This window comes from Burkholderia theae (assembly GCF_048565265.1).
GTDB classification, from domain to species: Bacteria; Pseudomonadota; Gammaproteobacteria; order Burkholderiales; family Burkholderiaceae; genus Burkholderia; species Burkholderia theae.
The window spans coordinates 2,006,794-2,023,530 of the sequence record NZ_CP183462.1 but is presented as its reverse complement, the minus strand read 5'-3'; the positions used below and the strand labels follow the sequence as shown (position 1 = coordinate 2,023,530).

15 protein-coding genes and 1 tRNA gene are annotated in these 16,737 nt (G+C 67.0%); 5 read left to right on the top strand and 11 right to left on the bottom strand.

What is annotated here, in order from left to right; translation table 11 throughout:
* Positions 1–28: 28 nt before the first annotated feature.
* The 5 genes from ACN22W_RS26555 to ACN22W_RS26535 all read right to left on the bottom strand — a co-directional run bounded on the left by ACN22W_RS26555 (position 29) and on the right by ACN22W_RS26535 (position 5,860).
* Positions 29–1,330, bottom strand: coding sequence for an XAC2610-related protein (locus ACN22W_RS26555; RefSeq protein ID WP_419687705.1), 1,302 nt, complete (start codon positions 1,328–1,330; stop codon positions 29–31).
* A 57-nt stretch (positions 1,331–1,387) separates the two neighbouring features.
* Positions 1,388–2,533 (bottom strand): DUF1176 domain-containing protein, encoded by a 1,146-nt coding sequence (locus ACN22W_RS26550; protein ID WP_419687703.1) that lies wholly within the window; start codon positions 2,531–2,533, stop codon positions 1,388–1,390.
* Between the two features lie 284 nt (positions 2,534–2,817).
* Positions 2,818–4,041 (bottom strand): RtcB family protein, encoded by a 1,224-nt coding sequence (locus tag ACN22W_RS26545; protein ID WP_419687701.1) that lies wholly within the window; start codon positions 4,039–4,041, stop codon positions 2,818–2,820.
* A gap of 351 nt (positions 4,042–4,392) precedes the next feature.
* A complete protein-coding gene (locus ACN22W_RS26540) occupies positions 4,393–5,532 on the bottom strand; it encodes a slipin family protein (protein WP_419687699.1) in 1,140 nt (379 codons plus the stop codon).
* A gap of 257 nt (positions 5,533–5,789) precedes the next feature.
* Positions 5,790–5,860, bottom strand: a tRNA-Phe gene (locus ACN22W_RS26535).
* A gap of 337 nt (positions 5,861–6,197) precedes the next feature.
* On the opposite strand from ACN22W_RS26535, the gene rtcR reads away from it, so the two are divergent.
* A complete protein-coding gene (gene rtcR / locus ACN22W_RS26530; RefSeq protein ID WP_419687697.1) occupies positions 6,198–7,817 on the top strand; it encodes an RNA repair transcriptional activator RtcR in 1,620 nt (539 codons plus the stop codon).
* A gap of 63 nt (positions 7,818–7,880) precedes the next feature.
* On the opposite strand, the gene ACN22W_RS26525 is transcribed toward rtcR, so the two are convergent.
* The 3 genes from ACN22W_RS26525 to ACN22W_RS26515 all read right to left on the bottom strand — a co-directional run bounded on the left by ACN22W_RS26525 (position 7,881) and on the right by ACN22W_RS26515 (position 9,960).
* The gene (locus ACN22W_RS26525) at positions 7,881–8,474 is read right to left on the bottom strand and encodes a nuclear transport factor 2 family protein (RefSeq protein ID WP_419687695.1); all 594 of its coding nucleotides are present in this window, start codon (positions 8,472–8,474) and stop codon (positions 7,881–7,883) included.
* An 84-nt stretch (positions 8,475–8,558) separates the two neighbouring features.
* Positions 8,559–9,320, bottom strand: a complete 762-nt coding sequence (locus ACN22W_RS26520) for a class I SAM-dependent methyltransferase (RefSeq protein WP_419687694.1) — start codon at positions 9,318–9,320, stop codon at positions 8,559–8,561.
* Between the two features lie 13 nt (positions 9,321–9,333).
* Positions 9,334–9,960, bottom strand: coding sequence for a LysE family translocator (locus tag ACN22W_RS26515; protein ID WP_419687692.1), 627 nt, complete (start codon positions 9,958–9,960; stop codon positions 9,334–9,336).
* Between the two features lie 170 nt (positions 9,961–10,130).
* Between ACN22W_RS26515 and ACN22W_RS26510 the strand changes: the two genes are divergently transcribed.
* The 3 genes from ACN22W_RS26510 (at position 10,131) to ACN22W_RS26500 (ending at position 12,572) form a co-directional block, all read left to right on the top strand.
* Entirely contained in the window at positions 10,131–10,931 is an 801-nt protein-coding gene (locus ACN22W_RS26510; protein ID WP_048245324.1) for an AraC family transcriptional regulator, read from the top strand.
* A 120-nt stretch (positions 10,932–11,051) separates the two neighbouring features.
* Positions 11,052–11,471, top strand: a complete 420-nt coding sequence (locus ACN22W_RS26505) for an ATP--cob(I)alamin adenosyltransferase (protein WP_419687690.1) — start codon at positions 11,052–11,054, stop codon at positions 11,469–11,471.
* A 108-nt stretch (positions 11,472–11,579) separates the two neighbouring features.
* The gene (locus tag ACN22W_RS26500; RefSeq protein ID WP_419687687.1) at positions 11,580–12,572 is read left to right on the top strand and encodes a LysR family transcriptional regulator; all 993 of its coding nucleotides are present in this window, start codon (positions 11,580–11,582) and stop codon (positions 12,570–12,572) included.
* Positions 12,573–12,597: 25 nt separating this feature from the next.
* Here the strand turns inward: ACN22W_RS26500 and ACN22W_RS26495 are convergent, their stop codons facing one another.
* The 3 genes from ACN22W_RS26495 to ACN22W_RS26485 form a co-directional block, all read right to left on the bottom strand.
* Positions 12,598–13,869, bottom strand: a complete 1,272-nt coding sequence (locus tag ACN22W_RS26495; RefSeq protein WP_419687685.1) for a type II toxin-antitoxin system HipA family toxin — start codon at positions 13,867–13,869, stop codon at positions 12,598–12,600.
* Entirely contained in the window at positions 13,866–14,369 is a 504-nt protein-coding gene (locus ACN22W_RS26490) for a helix-turn-helix domain-containing protein (RefSeq protein WP_419687684.1), read from the bottom strand. The genes ACN22W_RS26495 and ACN22W_RS26490 overlap by 4 nt, the downstream gene beginning before the upstream one ends.
* Positions 14,370–14,559: 190 nt before the next feature.
* Positions 14,560–15,480, bottom strand: coding sequence for a LysR substrate-binding domain-containing protein (locus ACN22W_RS26485; protein ID WP_419687682.1), 921 nt, complete (start codon positions 15,478–15,480; stop codon positions 14,560–14,562).
* Between the two features lie 108 nt (positions 15,481–15,588).
* On the opposite strand from ACN22W_RS26485, the gene ACN22W_RS26480 reads away from it, so the two are divergent.
* Entirely contained in the window at positions 15,589–16,671 is a 1,083-nt protein-coding gene (locus ACN22W_RS26480; RefSeq protein ID WP_048245328.1) for a tartrate dehydrogenase, read from the top strand.
* Positions 16,672–16,737 lie beyond the last annotated feature (66 nt).

Sequence of the window (16,737 nt, the reverse complement as noted above, 5' to 3'; positions counted from 1 at the left end):
CGGCACGCCCGTGCAGGCGTGCGTCGCGTTAGTTCTTGTCAGGGTTATCGGCGCTGCACTGGTCGGGATCGTCGCTCAGCACGATGCGGCGGATGCGGCCGTTGTCGTAGAACGGCACGTCGGGGCAGAACTTCATGCCGGTGCGGGTTTGGGCGCGTTTCCACTTGACCTTCTCGGTGCGCACAAGCGTCGGTGCGTGGCCGGGCGTGCCCGGTTTCCAGATGTCGATATACACACGCGTCATGGACGGCGAATCGCTCGCGTCGCAGCCTTTCGGGTTGCCCAGCGTCGAACGCAGCCCGGTGCCGGTCTGTTCGATGCGCTCCGGAAACTCGATATAACCGTCGCCGTAACCGGGTATGACATAGCAATAGCGGCGCGTGGTCCCGTCGAGCACCGGCAGCATGTAGCTGCTGGCCGAATCGATTTCCTTCACGTCGTTGCCCTGCCAGCGGTAGGTCGTCACGCCGTGCTCGCAGCAGCTCGCGCGCCAGCTCGTCCAGATGATCCGGTGCACGGGATCGAAGTCCGGCGACGTGATGTCCTGCAGCCCTTGCGGAGCATCGGCGAAGCGCCGCGTCTTCGGGTCGAAGATCCACGTCTGGTACGGAATGTTCGGGCCGGCCCCCATCGATTGCGCGAGCATCAGGTCGGGCCAGCCGTCGAAGTTCACGTCGGCGAATTCGGGCGTGAACAGGTTGCAGGTGCCGTGCGAGTCGGTCTGCAGCGTTTGCACGACGCGGCCGTGATCGTACAGGCGGATCGCGCTGACGTGCGGCGCGTCGTTACACGAACCACTGTCGTCCGGCAGCTTGTCCGCGACGAGGCGGATCTCGTAAGGAAACGGCCGGCCGTCGTGTTTCGGCGCAAGCGAGACAGGCAGTGTGCGCTTGCCGTCCGGCGACGCCCACGTGCCGGTCGCCGTGCCGTCGAGCGACGCGACGCGCCATGTGCCCGTCGTGCGATCAGCGTTCGTCTTCGCGCCGATGTCGCGTTCCGACAGCGTCGCGCCGTGCGTATCGAGCGACCCCTTCAGCGCCAGCCGATAGCGTTTGTCCGACGCGCAGGGCGCGTAGCAGTACCAGCCGGATACCGTGTCGGCGACGCGCGACAGCGACACGTCGACGTGCTGGCTGCCGATCGTGCCGGTCCAGTTGCGCGACCAGAACGGGATCTCGACCGAATCGTCGGCGCTTGCCGCGTGAGCCGGCGCGAACGCGAATACGGTGACGGCGACCAGCACGCACGAAAGCGCGAAGCGCCAGCCGAGCGTGCGCTGCGTCGCGGTCGCGGTTGCGGCGCGCGACGCGTCGATGGACGGGAGATGCATGGGGCGGCCCCTCGGATTGTTGTGTTTTTTTCGGTGCGTATCGGCGCGATGCGCGCGTCAGCGGTTGCCTGTCGCGTCGGCCCGGCGATACAGGCGCGGCCATTGATCCTGGAACAGGCCGTTGCACGTGCCGTGCGTGGCGATGTCGTGGAGCACGAAGCGCCGGCCGTCGAAGATCCACGACGCGGTCGAGCCGCAATCGCCGGCACTGCGCAGCCTGACCTTGCTCGACAGCGTCGCATTGGCGGAATTGTAGCCGGCCTCGGTCAGTTCGTTCGCGGACGACGCCGAATCGAGGCCCGCGTTCGCGTTCTCGCCGAAATTCATCGCCGTCGGCGCGTACGGCGCCGTACGTCGCACGCGGTACCACAGGTCGGTGTGGTTATACATGCTGCTCGTCTGGCACGGTATCGCGACGAGCGCTTCGTCGGCCGAGATCGCTACGGCGCGCGACATCTTCCTGCGATCACCGGCCGACATCTCGTCTTCGACATCGGCCGCACATTGCTTCACGTCGCTGCCGAATTTCGCGAGCACCGCGTCGACGAGCGGGCGCTGCTCGGCGGCCGACAGATCGGCGACGGGCGGCGCCGGCGCGATGGCGGGCGGCAGTGCCGGCGCGGCCGGCACCGACGACGCGGGCCGGGTACCGGGGCGCAGCAGCGCGGTGACCGTGCCGACGCGGCCCTGCGTGTCGTCGATCAGCAGCAGTGCGGCACTCCATCCCGACAACGGCGTGCGAGCGGTTTGCGCCGACGCCGGATCGCCGAAGCTCAGCAGCTGCGCATTGCGCGCCGCCGCGAGCCACGCGGCAACCGTGGCCGGATCGCTCGTCCGGATCCGGAACGGGTGCACGTCGTCGTTGGTCTTGTCGCCGGACGCATGCCATTGAGCCGGCATCGCATCGAACGGGCGACCGTCGACGCGGGCGGTGCGCAGGTCCAGCGGTGCCGACGCGAAGATGTCGAGCGACGCCGGTGCGTCGGGGCCGGCATCGCGCGTCACGCGCAGGATGAGGCTGGTGCGTGCATCGTCGATATCGTCGGCGTGGCTTTCGGCGATGCAGCGGTTGCCGTTGTCGCAGACGACCGACCAGCTCTTGAAGTCGCGCTCGACTGGCGGCCGCGCGAGCGGGCGAGCCTGCGCGGCGAGCGGGGAAGTAACGAGGAGGGCGGCGAGGGCGAGCGAAAGGCGGTGCGACATGACGGTTCGTATCGGCTGTGAATGGGCGGGCGGAAGACGTCGGACTGCAAGCGCATCGTCAGCAAGCGGTGCACGTCGAGTGCGGCGGCGCGTGATGCGGCGCGCTTTGGCGAACGAGACCGAGTATACCGCCGCAACGGGTCGCGACCGGTGTGGCGATGTGCTGTGTGCGGGCACGTACGTTTCTTGACGGCAGCGGGCCGGGCGTACGCACAAGTAAAAACGGCGCGATGCCCGCAGGCACCGCGCCGTTCGTTTTTTCACCGACTGTCGACCACGTCGCGCTATCCCTTCACGCACACCACCTGACGCAGCGTATGCACGACTTCGACGAGGCTGCGCTGGGCCGCCATCACCGCGTCGATGTCCTTGTAGGCCATCGGGATTTCATCGACGACACCCGCGTCCTTCCGGCATTCGACACCTTGCGTCGCCTTCACCTGGTCGGCGGCCGTGAAGCGGCGTTTCGCTTCGGTGCGGCTCATCGTCCGGCCCGCGCCGTGGCTGCACGAGCAGAAGCTTTCCGGGTTGCCGAGCCCGCGCACGATGAAGCTCTTCGCCCCCATCGAACCCGGAATGATCCCGAGCTGCCCCTTCTGCGCGGACACCGCGCCCTTGCGCGTCACGAGCACGTCTTCGCCGAAGTGGCGTTCGCGCTGCACGTAGTTGTGGTGGCAGTTCACCGCGTGCTCGTCGACCGCGAACGGCTTGCCGATCACGCCGCGCGCCGCGCCGATCACCGCGTCCATCATCGCCTGCCGGTTGCGCCGCGCGTAGTCCTGCGCCCAGCCGACCGCTTCGAAGTAATCGTCGAAGTGCCGGCTGCCTTCGGTGAAATACGCGAGGTTGCGGTCCGGCAGGTTCGCGATGTGCTGCCGCATGTCGGCCTGCGCGAGTTCGATGAACAGGCTGCCGATCGCGTTGCCGACGCCGCGCGAGCCGCTGTGCAGCATGAACCACACGTGGTCCGCTTCATCGACGCACACTTCGATGAAGTGGTTGCCGGTGCCGAGCGTGCCGAGATGCGCATAGTGGTTCGTCTTTTCCAGCTTCGGATACTTGTCGACGATCCGCTGGAAACCCGGCTGCAGCGCTTTCCACGATTCCGTCACGGCGGCCGGCGTGCGATCGCCCCACGCACCCGGATCGCGGCGGCCCGGCGCGCGGCCGTGCGGCACCGCGCGTTCGATCGCGCTGCGCAGCCCCGCGAGCGAGTCCGGCAGGTCGGACGCCGTCAGCGTCGTGCGCGCGGCCATCATCCCGCAGCCGATGTCGACGCCGACCGCGGCCGGAATGATCGCGCCCTTCGTCGGAATCACGCTGCCGATCGTCGAGCCCTTGCCGAGGTGGACGTCCGGCATCACCGCGACGTGGCGGAAGATGAACGGCATCTGCGCGGTGTTGCGCAATTGCGCGCGCGCTTCGTCCTCGACGGCAACGCCTTGCGTCCACATCTTCACCGGCTTGCCGTTCGCCAGTTCCATCAACTGATAATCCATGTTGCTCATCTGCTTCACCTGATTCGTTCATTCGTGCGGTGCGGCACCTCTATGCCGCGCCGTTTCATGCATTAGGGCCTGTTCCCGCTAATAACGGGCTTGCGCTGGCCCCCAGAAGGGCCGAGCGCGAGGAATGCGACGAAGCGAATACTCGACGTATTCGCGAGGAGCATGACGCGGCGATCGGCCCTTCTGGGGGCCAGCCCCACGAATAAATTTTTCCTAATAGGGGAACGTGCGTTGCCGGCCGTATTGCGGCGTCGATCGTCGCTTGTTTGGCTTGGCCAAACGGCGCTCCTCACTCCTTGCACTACGACCGGTAACGCACGTTCGCAAGCCCGTTATTAGCGGGAACAGGCCCTAAGCGCCCTTGATGCTGACGAGTCCGTTCAGCACCTGGTCGAGACCGCCGAACACCGAGATGCGGTCGATCCGTTCCGCGACGCGCTCGAGCGTTTCCAGCTCCTTGAGCCGCAGCGCGGTCGGGTTTTCTTCCATCACCTTCGCGGTGTTCAGCAGCGAACGCGTCGCCGCCGTTTCCTCGCGGCGGCGAATGACGTTCGCCTGCGCGGCCTTTTCCGCTTCGACCACCTGCGCGAGGATCGTCTTCATGTCGCCCGGCAGCACGATATCCTTCACGCCGACGCTGCGCACGTCCACGCCCGAGTTTTCGAGGCGTGCACGCACCTGCGCGATCACGACGTCGTCGATCGACTGCTTGTCCTCCAGCAGCTCGTCGAGCGAGCGCGTGCCGACGGCCGCACGCAGTGCGAACTGCAGCTCGCGATACAGGTGCTCGACCGGCTTCTGCAACTGGCCGAACGCATGCAGCACGTCCGCATAGCACCACGTCGCCGACAGGTTCAGCCGCAGCGCGACCTTGTCGCGCGTCAGGATTTCCTGCCCGCCGACCTCGAGCGCCTGCACGCGCAGGTCGACGAGTTCGACCGCGACGTCGCGGTTGAAGCGCCAGAACGCCGACACGCCCGCGTCCAGCAGCCGCGCGATCTTGCCGTCGATCTTCAGCACGCCGACGTGGTACGCCGGCACCTGCGCCAGCAGCACGCCCGTCAGGCCCGCCACGCCGCGCGCACGCAGCGCCGGTTGCACGATGCGCTTCACGAGCGCGGCCGGCAACATGCTGTTCTGCGCGAGATCGACGCGTTCGAGACGGTGCGTGCTCAGGCCGCGCCAGTACAGCCGGCGCGTGCCCGGTGCGAGGATCTCGACGAGCACGTCGTCTTCATAACGCAGGCCCGCTTCGTCGTCGGCGAGATCCATCGCGACGAAGTATTGCGCGAGCACGTCCTGCGCATCGTGACGCAGGTAGTCGGCCAGCGCCTCGTCGGCGAGCGGCGCGTCGAGACGCGCGGTCTGCACCGACAGGCGCTTGAACGGATCGAAGGCCTTGAACACGCCCGGTTCCAGCACCTTCACGAAATCGCCCTCGCTCATCAGCAGTGCGCGTTCGTTCTTTTTCACAACATGACGCTTCCACATATTCTTGTCCTTTTTTTAAATGACCGCCGGGTGACGCGCATCGTGCGAATCGCGGTGCGACGCAATCGGGCGGGCGGCGCGGGGCCGGCACGGGTGCGGCACGGCAACGCATCCTGCCTCGCGTCGTCGTGCGCATTCGCGCGGGCCGTCAGGCCGCCCGGCCGATCGCGCGGAACCGTAACCGGTCCGACGCGCGGCGGGCCTTGCGGCCCGCACCGGCGGGTACTGCTTCCATCAAGAGACTGTCCTTGCGGACAGCGTTCGAGCGGGATTCGAACCCGCCACCGGCCGGCTTTCGCCGGCTGCTCGACCTATGAGCTTCCGAACAGCGGGCGCCCCGGGATTCGAACCCGGACGTGGCATGCCTCGCGCGCCCCTTTGCCTTCATCTGTCCATGGCGGCATGCGCTGCCGCGACGAACGAGGTTCGGCGGCGGCGCACCAGCAGGGCTTGGTGAACCCTGGCTCGCGGGCCAGCGGGACATCCGGCGCTTTCTATTTAGCGAGGAGCGTGCCAGCGGACGTGGTCGCGCTCGAAAAATTTCTTAATCGATTGAAAGTAAAGGGAAATTTAGTTTGTGGAGAGGGTTCGAGACGGCCTTGCTTGTGCGGAGTGATCGAGAAAATCCGATACAATCAGATCGCCTCTTATCCCATGAGATAAACATGCGAAAGACCGTCGCAATCGGTTTTCTCGGCACGGTGCTCGACCTGGGTGGCCGCGCGCCGCGCCGCTACAGCAAATGGCGGCCGACGATCTCGCTGTGCGAGCAGCCCGACCTGCCGGTCGACCGGCTCGAGTTGCTGCATCCGCTGAGCCACACGCGCCTCGCCGAACAGGTGCGGGGCGATCTCGCGCGCCTGTCGCCGCATACCGACGTGCGGCTCACGCCGATGACGATCCACGATCCGTGGGATTTCGAAGAGGTCTATGCGACGCTGCACGACTACGCGCGTGCGTATCCGTTCGACCTCGACCACGAGGATTACCTGATCCACATCACGACCGGCACGCACGTCGCGCAGATCTGCTGGTTCCTGCTGGCGGAAGCGCGCTACCTGCCCGCGCGCCTCGTGCAGACGGGGCCACCGCGGCAGACCGACGAAGGGCCGAGCGGGCCGGGCACGGTGTCGGTGATCGATCTCGACCTGTCGCGCTACAACCGGATCGCGCAGCGCTTCACGCGCGAGCGCGACGAAACGGTGTCGTTCCTGAAGGCCGGCATCGCGACGCGCAACGCGCGTTTCAATGCGCTGATCGAGCAACTGGAGCGCGTGGCCGTGCGTTCGCGCGCGCCGATGCTGCTCGTCGGGCCGACGGGCGCCGGCAAGTCGTTTCTCGCGAAACGCGTGTACGAGCTGAAGCGCGGCCGCCATCGGCTCGCGGGGCCGTTCATCGAGATCAACTGCGCGACGCTGCGCGGCGACGCGGCGATGTCGACGCTGTTCGGTCACGTGAAGGGCGCGTTCACCGGCGCGCAGTCGGCGCGCGCGGGGCTGCTGCGCGCGGCGGACGGCGGCCTGCTGTTTCTCGACGAGATCGGCGAACTCGGGCTCGACGAGCAGGCGATGCTGTTGAAGGCGATCGAGGAGAAGCGCTTCCTGCCGGTCGGCGCGGATGTCGAGGCGACCAGCGATTTCGAGCTGATCGCGGGCACGCACCGCGACCTGCGGCAGATGGTGGCGGCCGGCACGTTCCGCGAGGATCTTTATGCGCGGATCAATCTGTGGACGTACGAACTGCCGGGGCTGGCCGAGCGGCGCGAGGACATCGAGCCGAACCTCGAATTCGAGCTTGACCGGTTCGGCCGCGAGCAGGGCGAGCAGGTGCGTTTCAACGTCGAGGCGAAGCGGCGCTATCTCGCGTTCGCGGCGTCACCGCGCGCGGCGTGGGCAGGAAACTTTCGCGAGTTGTCCGCATCGGTCACGCGGATGGCGACGCTGGCCGATGCGGGGCGGATTACCGAGGATCTGGCCGAACAGGAAGTCGAGCGGCTGACGCGCACGTGGTCGTTACCGGGCGTCGCGGGGGCATCCGACACGTGCGTCGACGCGGTGATCGGTGCGCGTGCGGCGGAACTCGACCTGTTCGACCGCGCGCAGCTTGAGCGCGTGCTCGACGTGTGCCGTGAGTCGGCGAGTTTGTCGGAAGCCGGGCGCACGTTGTTCGCGGTGTCGCGGCAGAGCAAGAAGCAGCCGAACGATGCGGACCGGCTGCGCAAGTATCTCGCGCGGTTCGGGCTGGATTGGGACGGCGTGCGGCAGGTGCTCGACGCGGTGCGTTAAGTGCGGCGGCGCGGATGCTGCGTGGTACCGGAAGGCTCTGTCCGCGTGCGGGTGCGGGTTTGGTTATGCCGCTACTACTTCCGCCGCTGCCCTCCGGAACGGCGCCAGGAATGCCCAATCCGGCTGTGCTGTCGCGACATCCGCCAACCCGCGCGCGAACGCATGCGCCGGCAGCCACGGATACCCGAACGACGCATGCAGCATGTCGAGCTTCATCGACCGCGGATCGTCGATCGTATCCATCCGCGCGATATGAATGTGCAGCGCGGCGATCCGCGCCACGTTTTCACCGTCGCACGCGAACTGCCAGCGGTACGCGCCATGCCCGATCCGCAACGCGCCGTTGTCCTTCTGCCGCATCACGACGAGCCACGGCATCGCACTGACGCCATGCGCGTCGACGGCCGGTTCCGTGCAGAGGTAATAGGTCCGGCATCGCTCGAACCGCTCGCCGAATTCCTCGACCAGCGTGCGTGCAATGGCTGCCGCGCCCGCCACGCGCGGCGGAAAATCGATATCGTCGTTCGCAAGCGAAAAGCTCAGCTCGGCATCGGCCGCGAAGCAGTCGGCGATCAGCGCGGGCCGGTTCTGGTCCTTCGCGCGCAGATAGCATTCGAGCAGTGCGCGAACCGGCGCGGGATCAAGCGGGAAGGGCATGGTCGAGGCTCCTTAATCGGGAAATCGGGCCGCACGCGCGGTGGATACGCGGAACGTTGCGGGCTGATGTAAACGAACGCGCACTCATGCACGGCAGATCGAGATGATCTCCGCGCTCGTCGCGTCGTCGAACGGTGCGCGTTGCCAATCGCCGTACCAGTCGGCCGACGAGAATCCGGCGGCCGCCACGCGTGCCCGCAGTTCGGATTGCGCGATGAAACGCAGCCGGCTCGTGTTCGTCAGCCGCGATTCGTCGCGGCGGAAACGGTAGTGCGTGTCGAACGTCACGATCGCGCCGTTGACCGCGCTCACCGCATGATGGAGATCGACGACGCCGAATTCGCGCGATTCGACGCTGCATGCCGAATGCTCGGGTGTCCACGCACGCCACGGCGCGACGCGCGGGTTGCGGGTGTCGAACAGGAAGCGGCCGCCGTCGGTGAGTACGCGCCGCACGCCGTGCAACGCCGCGTCGATTGCGTCGTCGGTCAACAGGCACTGGAACGCGTGCCCGGTCATCACGACCGCGTCGAACGGCGCGCAGGTCGACAGGCCGTCGAGTGCGCATGCGTGCCAGCGCACGGCGTCGGCACCCGGCTGGCATCGTGCGTAATCGATCATCGCCGGCGCGGGATCGATCGCGACGACGTCGTGCCCGGCCGCCGCGAGCCAGCGCGCGAACGTGCCGGTGCCGCAACCGAGATCGAGAATGCGTTGCCGCGCGACGCCGATGACGGATGCGTAGAACGCGAAGTCGTGATCGCCCGCATTGAACAGGTCGTAGACCGCGACGAGGCGCGAGTCGGTGTAGAGGGCTTCGCCGGCGGGCGCCGTGCCAAACGTCATGCGGCCGCGCGCATCAGCGCTGCTGCACGGCCACGCGCAGCCCGAGCGTGATGAAGATCGAGCCGATGATCTTTCCCTGCCAGCGCGTGAGCCACGTGAGCCGCTTCACGATGCGACCGAGCGGGCGGATCGAGCATGCGATCAGCGTCGTGTAGAGCGAGCTGAGCACGACGAAGATCAGCCCGAGCACCGCGAACTGCACGAACGTCGAGCCGCGTTCCGGATGCACGAACTGCGGCATGAACGCGAGGAAGAACAGCGCGGTTTTCGGATTCAGCACTTCGGCGGGAATCGCCTGCAGGTACGCCTTGAGCGGCGTGACGGGCGACACCATCGGCAGCGACGGATCGGACGCTTTCTCCAGCAGCGCGCGCACGCCGAGATAGATCAGGTACGCGGCACCGACCAGCTTCACGATGTTGAACGCGAGCGCCGACGTCATCAGCAGCGCCGACAGCCCGACGGCCGCGAACAGCGTGTGTACGAAGTCGCCGCTTGCGACGCCGAGGCCGGTCAGGATGCCGGTCTTGCGCCCGCCCTGCACGGTGCGGCTCAGCACGAGCAGCACGGCGGGGCCGGGGATCAGGAACAGGCCCAGAACGACGGCCGTGAAGGTGGTCAGCGTGGTCAAGTCGAACATGGCGGCTCCGGCAGGTTGGCGCAGCGGCGGGGATCGGGGCATTGTATTCGGTTCGGCGCGCGGCCGCAGGCGCGGCCGGCGAACGGCCCGGCCGCGCCGGCGCCTTTCTGGTATAAGCACGAAAGGGCGCGCGGGCACGGCGTCCGCCTTCTTCCCTCGTCGACCGTTTCATGCGCAACCTTCCACCGCACACCGATCCCGCAGCGGACGCCGCCGTGTATCACGTGCCGCGTCCGCTCGTCGTGTTCGGCGGCTCGGTCGTCGAGCCCGAATGGCGGCTGGAGCGGCACAGCCATCGCCAGGCGCAACTGCTCTACACGCTGAGCGGCGTCATCTATTGCGAGATCGACGGCGGCGTGTGGAGCGCACCGCCGCAATGCACGGTGTGGATTCCGGGCGACGTCCCGCATGCGGCGCGCGGCTCGGCCGGCGCGACGTTCTACGCGGTGCTGGTCGAACCCGACGCCGCGCTCGACCTGCCCGCGCGCTGCTGCACGCTGTCCGCGTCGCCGCTGTTGCGCGAGTTGCTGCTGAAGGCGGCGAGCTTCCCGAACCTGTACGACGTCGACGGGCCGCAGGGGCGGCTCATGGCGACGCTGCTCGACGAACTCGTCGCGGCGCCGGTCGAGGATCTGTACCTGCCGATGCCTGCCGACCGCCGGCTGCGCAAGCTGGTCGACCACCTGCTCGACGATCCGGCCGACAAGTCGCCGCTGCCCGAACTCGCGCGGCGCGCGGGCATCAGCGAGCGCAGTCTGACGCGGCTCGCCACCAAGGAGCTCGGGATGAGCCTCGGCGACTGGCGCCGGCGCCTGCACGTCGCGCTGTCGCTGCGCATGCTGACGACCGGCCGCCGCGTGCACCAGATCGCGATCGATCTCGGCTACGAGAGCGCGAGCAGTTTCGTGACGATGTTCCGCAAGGCGACCGGCAAGTCGCCGACGCAATTCCTGACCGACCGGCAACGCTGAACGCGCGGATCGCGCCGGCGCGCGCGATTGGCCGGATTGAAAAAGCTGTTGGCCGGGATGAGAAATGACGTGTCGGGTCTCGATCCATAAAATGAGAATCGTTCTCATCTGGAGGCCGACATGCAGATCGTCACGACTGAATTCCCGTTTGTCTGGTTGCGTTACGCGCGCTCGCCGCACACCGATCCTACCCACCTGATTGATGCACTCGACGCGTTGCTGGCGCGCCGTGAACGCTTCGTTCTTCTGACCGACGACGCGCCGTCCGGCGACGATCACGACGCCGGCGACCACGAGCTGCGCAAGCAGCTCGCGAAGTGGAGCAAGGCCAACCGCGCGCAGTCGCGCGAATGGATCCCCGCGATGATCGCGATCGAGCCCGATGCAACGCGGCGCGTCGCGCTCGACGCGTTTTCGGGCACGTTCGCGAAGGTCTGGGGCTATCCGCTGCACGCGGCGGCGACCCGCGACGACGGCCTCGCGCTGGCGCAACGGCTGCTCGACGAGCCGGCGCGCGGCGCCACGGCGGCGAACGGCTGAACCGGCTGAACTGACGGCCGCGCCGGCGGCGCGGTTTTCCTCGACATGCATGCACGGCGCGCGCGCACACGCGCGTCACGGCAGGCTGCAACCACGCAGGGGTGTCCGGTGGACAATCCGATCCGCGCGATGCGCATCTTCACGCGCATCGTCGAAATGAACAGTTTTACGCGCGCGGCGCAGGTGCTCGGCATTTCGCGCGCGACCGCGACGCGCACCGTGCAGGAACTCGAGGCGGCGCTCGGCATGCCGTTGCTGGTGCGCACGACGCGTGCGCTGCGCGCGACGCCCGAAGGCGACGCGTACTACCGGCGCTGCCTGAGCATCACGGCGGACGTCGATGAACTCGAAGCCAGTATCCGCGGCGCCGCGCTGCGTCCGAGCGGACCGCTGCGCGTCGAGCTGCCGGGATCGGTGGCGGGTGCGATCGTGCTGCCGGCCCTCGGCGAATTTCACGCACGGCATCCCGATCTCGTGTTGATGCTGGGTGTGTCCGGGCGCGCGGCCGATCGCGTCGGCGACGCGACCGACTGCAGCATCCGGCTCGGCGAGCTGCCCGATTCGTCGCTCGTCGCGCGCCGCCTCGGCGCGCTCGAACGCGTGACGTGCGCAAGCCCCGCGTATCTCGACCGCTACGGCGTCCCGCGTACGCTCGATGAGCTTGCCGCGCATCGCGCGGTCGGCGGGGCGTTCGTTCCCGGTCAACGCGCGGCCGAACTCGATTTCACGGTGGATGGCGCGGTGCGCAAGGTCCGGCTCGACGGCATCGTCAGCGTGGACGACGAGCAAGCGTATCTGGCGTGCGGCGTGCATGGTCTCGGGCTGATTCAGCCACCGCGTATCGCCGCGCAGCCGCTGATCGACGCGGGACGGCTGCGGGAAGTGCTGCCGCGCTGGCGGCCGGGTGCGATCGCCGTGTCGGCGGTCTACGTGAAGCGTCCGCATGTATCGCCCGGCGTGCGCGCGTTCGTCGACTGGATCGTCGAGCGGTTTGAGCAGGATCGGGAGGGCGTGGTCGTCGCGGGGGCCATGGCGCGACGGCCGGTTCCGGAGATCGTCGAGATGAACGACCGCGAGGACAGTCAGGTGGCGATGGCGTGAACGAGGCGCGCTGAACGAAGGCGGATCAATCGTTCGCGAGATGGAATGCGTCGGCCATCCGCTCCTGTTCCCGTGCGGGCAGTGCGAGTCGTGTCGCGAGCGTTCTCCATTGGCTGACGATGCCGCGGAAGTCATCGATGATCTCGTCGGCGTCCTGCAGCTTCAGCCGAAAGTATTCGCATACCTCGCGGGCGAGTTCGAGATTGAGCGCGTTGTCGGCTTCCGTAATGTTGAGCTTGAGACCGTCGGCGACGGCGACCGGGTTCATGTCGTAGGCCGCCGAAAGCCGCCAGCCCGAACCCGGCACCAGAATGAAACCGTGATTGCGGAGATGATCGTCGGTGTTCGAGACCAGGAGGTTGAAGACGATTCGGGCCCATAGCTCGCGCAAATCGCTATTCGGTTGTGCGCCGTGCCGCATGAGCACTTCGGCCAATTCCAGGTAGCTGACGCCTGTCGACGCATCGTCGCCGTCGACGTGGCCGGTCATGGTCATGGCCGACGCGAAATGCAGACGTCGGCCTTCGGCTGTCCGATCGAAACGCCGAACCAGGAAGCAGTGATGGTCGCTCGCGAATTTTCGTGCCTCGGCGTGGGCGACGTTCAGGCCGCAACCTGCCGCCAGCGCATTGATTACCATTTCCCAGCCGCCTACGTCGTAGTCGTCTCTTGTACTCGGGAACTTCGCGATATACAGATGGCCCTGATGGTCGGCCACGCTTGCTTTCGGCCTTGCACCGCCGAGCGAACCGCCGGGGGCGATGAGCATCGTGAGCCAATCGCGGCCATCCGGGGCGGTATTGTCGACGTCTTCCTCCAGCGCTCGACTCGCGTGTTCCAGTTCACGAATCTCCGCAAACGGCGGCGCAGCGAGATCATGACGATCGTCGAGAAATTCTCCGGCGTCGTCGAGCCGGTAGCGCAGCGCGCCGACGCGATAAAGGTCGTGAACGCCAAGCAGGTAGTCCGATTCGTGGAGTCGGGTGTCTTTCGGCCGCAGGCCGGCACGAATGTCTCGCTCCAGCCTGCGATCCATCAGCATGCGGCCCCACCGATCGGGGCTGGAATCGGTGAAGGCGCCGAACGCATCCCGCGGCGGGGCCGGATATTGGGGGCCTTCAAAGAGACCGATTGCCGGATCGATCTGCACGTTTGCGAATTCGGGCGCCGCCAGTGCCGCGGAGGCGTACTGGAACTCGAATCGCTCGCTTGCCCGCGTCCTGCGGCTATGCAGGAGTCCGAGCTTTCGCGGTTCGGTCAAACCGTCCCAATCTGCGTAGACACCGATCGTCGTCATTTCCCGCGATGCTCCCCATGCCGTTTTCTTGTCGGCTTCAGCAATGCGACCAGATCGGCCGCCGTTGTGCCGCGGGCATCGCCGGGTTCGATGGCGTCGGATGGTGTATCGCCCGCGTCGGTCGCTTTCGTGGCGGAAGGCGCGATGGCGCGATTGCGCCGATCGGACGCGGTGGCGGAGCGAGGCGGTGCAATGCGTCGGGCAGTGCGTGGTTGGACGAGGCGGGCGTCCTGGAGTTGGCGGCCGATTTCGTCCGCGGCGGCCAGCTTTTCCAGATCGTTCTGGAGCCCCAGCACCTGCATGACGGACAGATAGGCGCCGATGGTGACGCCGGACCCGCCGGCTTCCAGCGAGCGAAGCGTCATCGGCGACATGCCGGCGCGTTCCGCGACCTGCTTGGCGGTCAGTTTCCGGCGCAGGCGCGCGAGCTTCAGCCGCTCACCGAATTGGGCGAGCAGCTGGTTCGATACCGGCAGGAGCGGAGCGGTCTTCTGTGCCATGACGCTAATATTTTAGTGCTTTGATAACGAAGATGCCAAAATATTAGCACAATCGCTGCGGCGAGTGAGTGCGTTTAGGTTGGGAGGGCTGGCAAGAATATAAATATTCTGGCGACTGTTTGATACATTTAGCCAGAATACTTTCTTTTTGATGTCCGCCCAGACGAGCCTGGTTCCCCGCGGTTTTCCCCTACACCGCACTCAACCGCCCCAACTCCTCCGCCAGAAAATCGACGAACGCGCGAATCCGCGCGGACATCTGGTGACGCTGCGCATACACCGCATAGATATCGGCGCTCGGTGTTTCATGGTCGGGCAGCACGATCACCAGGCGACCGTCGGCAAGATAGTCGCGGATATCCCATTCCGCGCGCATCAGGATCCCGTGCCCGTCGAGCGCCCACTTCACGGCGATCTCGCCGTCGTTCGTCGTCAGGTTGCCGTTGATCCGCACGGCTTCCGTATTGCGCGCCGCGCCGCGGCCGCTCGTCAGCCGCCACACGCCGTAACCCTCGTCGCCCTGACGGATGCCGATGCAGTTGTGCCGCGTCAGGTCGTGCGGCGTAGCGGGAATCCCGTGCCGCGCGAGATACGCGGGCGCCGCGCACAGCAGCCGGCGGTTCGGCGCGAGCCGCCGCGCGATGACGCGCGTGTCGGGCGGCTCGCCGAAGCGGATGCACACGTCGAACGCATCGTCGGTGAGCGGCGGCGGCATCACCGACAGCTGCAGTTGCACCGACACCTCCGGATAGCACGCGACGAAGCGCGAGATCGCGGGGCCGACGTGGCTGCGCCCGAAGCCGAGCGTCGCGTTCACACGCAGCAGTCCCTTCGGACGTTGCTTCGCGCTGCCGAGCAGTTCGCCCAGCTCGTCCATCTGGTCGAGGATCCGGCGCGCGTAGTCGAGATACACGTCGCCTTCGGGCGTCAGCATCATCCGCCGCGTCGTGCGGTTGACGAGCGTCACGCCCGCGCGCCGCTCCATCTGCGTGAGCCGCTTGCTGACGGCCGCCGCGGTCAGCCCGAGTTCGCGCGCGGCCGCGCTCAGGCTGCCCGATGCGGCCAGCGTCGAGAAGAAGCCGAGATCGGCCGGCTGGACGGTATCCGCCATGACGGGATTCGTGAATTGAAGTTAAAGATGCTTTGAGTCTAGCACCGGTTCCTGCACTGCCGGTTCGGTAAAGTGCGTTCACGCTCACGATCAATCGAGGATGTCCGCATGAAGACCTACCGTATCGCAACGATTCCCGGCGACGGCATCGGCAAGGAAGTGGTGCCGGCCGGCAAGCAGGTGCTGGAAGCGCTGGCCCGCGGCAGCGATCGCTTTGCATTCGCGTTCGAGGATTTCGACTGGGGCGCCGACTACTACCGCCAGCACGGCGCGATGATGCCGGCCGACGGCCTCGACGCGCTGCGCGACAAGGACGCGATCCTGTTCGGCTCGGCGGGCGACCCCGACGTACCCGACCACGTGACGCTGTGGGGGCTGCGCCTGAAGATCTGCCAGGGCTTCGACCAGTACGCGAACGTGCGCCCGACGCGCATCCTGCCCGGCATCGACGCGCCGCTGAAGCGCTGCGGGCCGGACGACCTGAACTGGGTCATCGTCCGCGAGAACTCCGAAGGCGAATACGCGGGCGTCGGCGGCCGCGTGCACCAGGGCCATCCGATCGAGGCCGCGACCGACGTGTCGATCCTCACGCGCGCCGGCGTCGAACGCATCATGCGCTATGCGTTCCGGCTCGCGCAGTCGCGTCCGCGCAAGCTGCTGACCGTGATCACGAAGAGCAACGCGCAGCGGCACGCGATGGTGATGTGGGACGAGATCGCGAAGCAGATCGCGCAGGAATTCCCCGACGTGACGTGGGACAAGGAGCTCGTCGATGCGGCGACCGCGCGCATGGTCAACCGGCCGGCGTCGCTCGACACGATCGTCGCGACCAACCTGCACGCGGACATCCTCAGTGATCTCGCCGCCGCACTCGCCGGCAGCCTCGGCATCGCGCCGACCGGCAACATCGATCCCGAGCGTCGTTATCCGTCGATGTTCGAGCCGATCCACGGCTCCGCATTCGACATCATGGGCAAGGGGCTCGCGAATCCGGTCGGCACGTTCTGGTCGGTCGTGATGCTGCTCGAGCATCTCGGCGAAACGGAGGCCGCCGCGCGTGTGATGCAGGCGATCGAGGCCGTGACGGCCGACCCGTCGCTGCACACGCGCGATCTCGGCGGCAGCGCGACCACCGCGCAGGTGACGGCAGCCGTCTGCGAGCGCGTCGCGAACGCGGTGACTACCGCCTGACGATCCTGACGATCACGGCGGTGTGCGCGCGCAACCGGTAACGCGGCTGCCGCCCGTTCATCGCCC

What these genes read in the sequence shown, in the direction of transcription:
- ACN22W_RS26525 (WP_419687695.1), bottom strand. Translation starts at nt 8,474, where the DNA reads ATGCCCTTCCCGCTTGATCCCGCGCCGGTTCGCGCACTGCTCGAATGC.
- rtcR (WP_419687697.1), top strand. Translation starts at nt 6,198, where the DNA reads ATGCGAAAGACCGTCGCAATCGGTTTTCTCGGCACGGTGCTCGACCTG.
- ACN22W_RS26490 (WP_419687684.1), bottom strand. Translation starts at nt 14,369, where the DNA reads ATGGCACAGAAGACCGCTCCGCTCCTGCCGGTATCGAACCAGCTGCTC.
- ACN22W_RS26550 (WP_419687703.1), bottom strand. Translation starts at nt 2,533, where the DNA reads ATGTCGCACCGCCTTTCGCTCGCCCTCGCCGCCCTCCTCGTTACTTCC.
- ACN22W_RS26540 (WP_419687699.1), bottom strand. Translation starts at nt 5,532, where the DNA reads ATGTGGAAGCGTCATGTTGTGAAAAAGAACGAACGCGCACTGCTGATG.
- ACN22W_RS26545 (WP_419687701.1), bottom strand. Translation starts at nt 4,041, where the DNA reads ATGAGCAACATGGATTATCAGTTGATGGAACTGGCGAACGGCAAGCCG.
- ACN22W_RS26495 (WP_419687685.1), bottom strand. Translation starts at nt 13,869, where the DNA reads ATGACGACGATCGGTGTCTACGCAGATTGGGACGGTTTGACCGAACCG.
- ACN22W_RS26515 (WP_419687692.1), bottom strand. Translation starts at nt 9,960, where the DNA reads ATGTTCGACTTGACCACGCTGACCACCTTCACGGCCGTCGTTCTGGGC.
- ACN22W_RS26555 (WP_419687705.1), bottom strand. Translation starts at nt 1,330, where the DNA reads ATGCATCTCCCGTCCATCGACGCGTCGCGCGCCGCAACCGCGACCGCG.
- ACN22W_RS26485 (WP_419687682.1), bottom strand. Translation starts at nt 15,480, where the DNA reads ATGGCGGATACCGTCCAGCCGGCCGATCTCGGCTTCTTCTCGACGCTG.
- ACN22W_RS26510 (WP_048245324.1), top strand. Translation starts at nt 10,131, where the DNA reads ATGCGCAACCTTCCACCGCACACCGATCCCGCAGCGGACGCCGCCGTG.
- ACN22W_RS26480 (WP_048245328.1), top strand. Translation starts at nt 15,589, where the DNA reads ATGAAGACCTACCGTATCGCAACGATTCCCGGCGACGGCATCGGCAAG.
- ACN22W_RS26520 (WP_419687694.1), bottom strand. Translation starts at nt 9,320, where the DNA reads ATGACGTTTGGCACGGCGCCCGCCGGCGAAGCCCTCTACACCGACTCG.
- ACN22W_RS26505 (WP_419687690.1), top strand. Translation starts at nt 11,052, where the DNA reads ATGCAGATCGTCACGACTGAATTCCCGTTTGTCTGGTTGCGTTACGCG.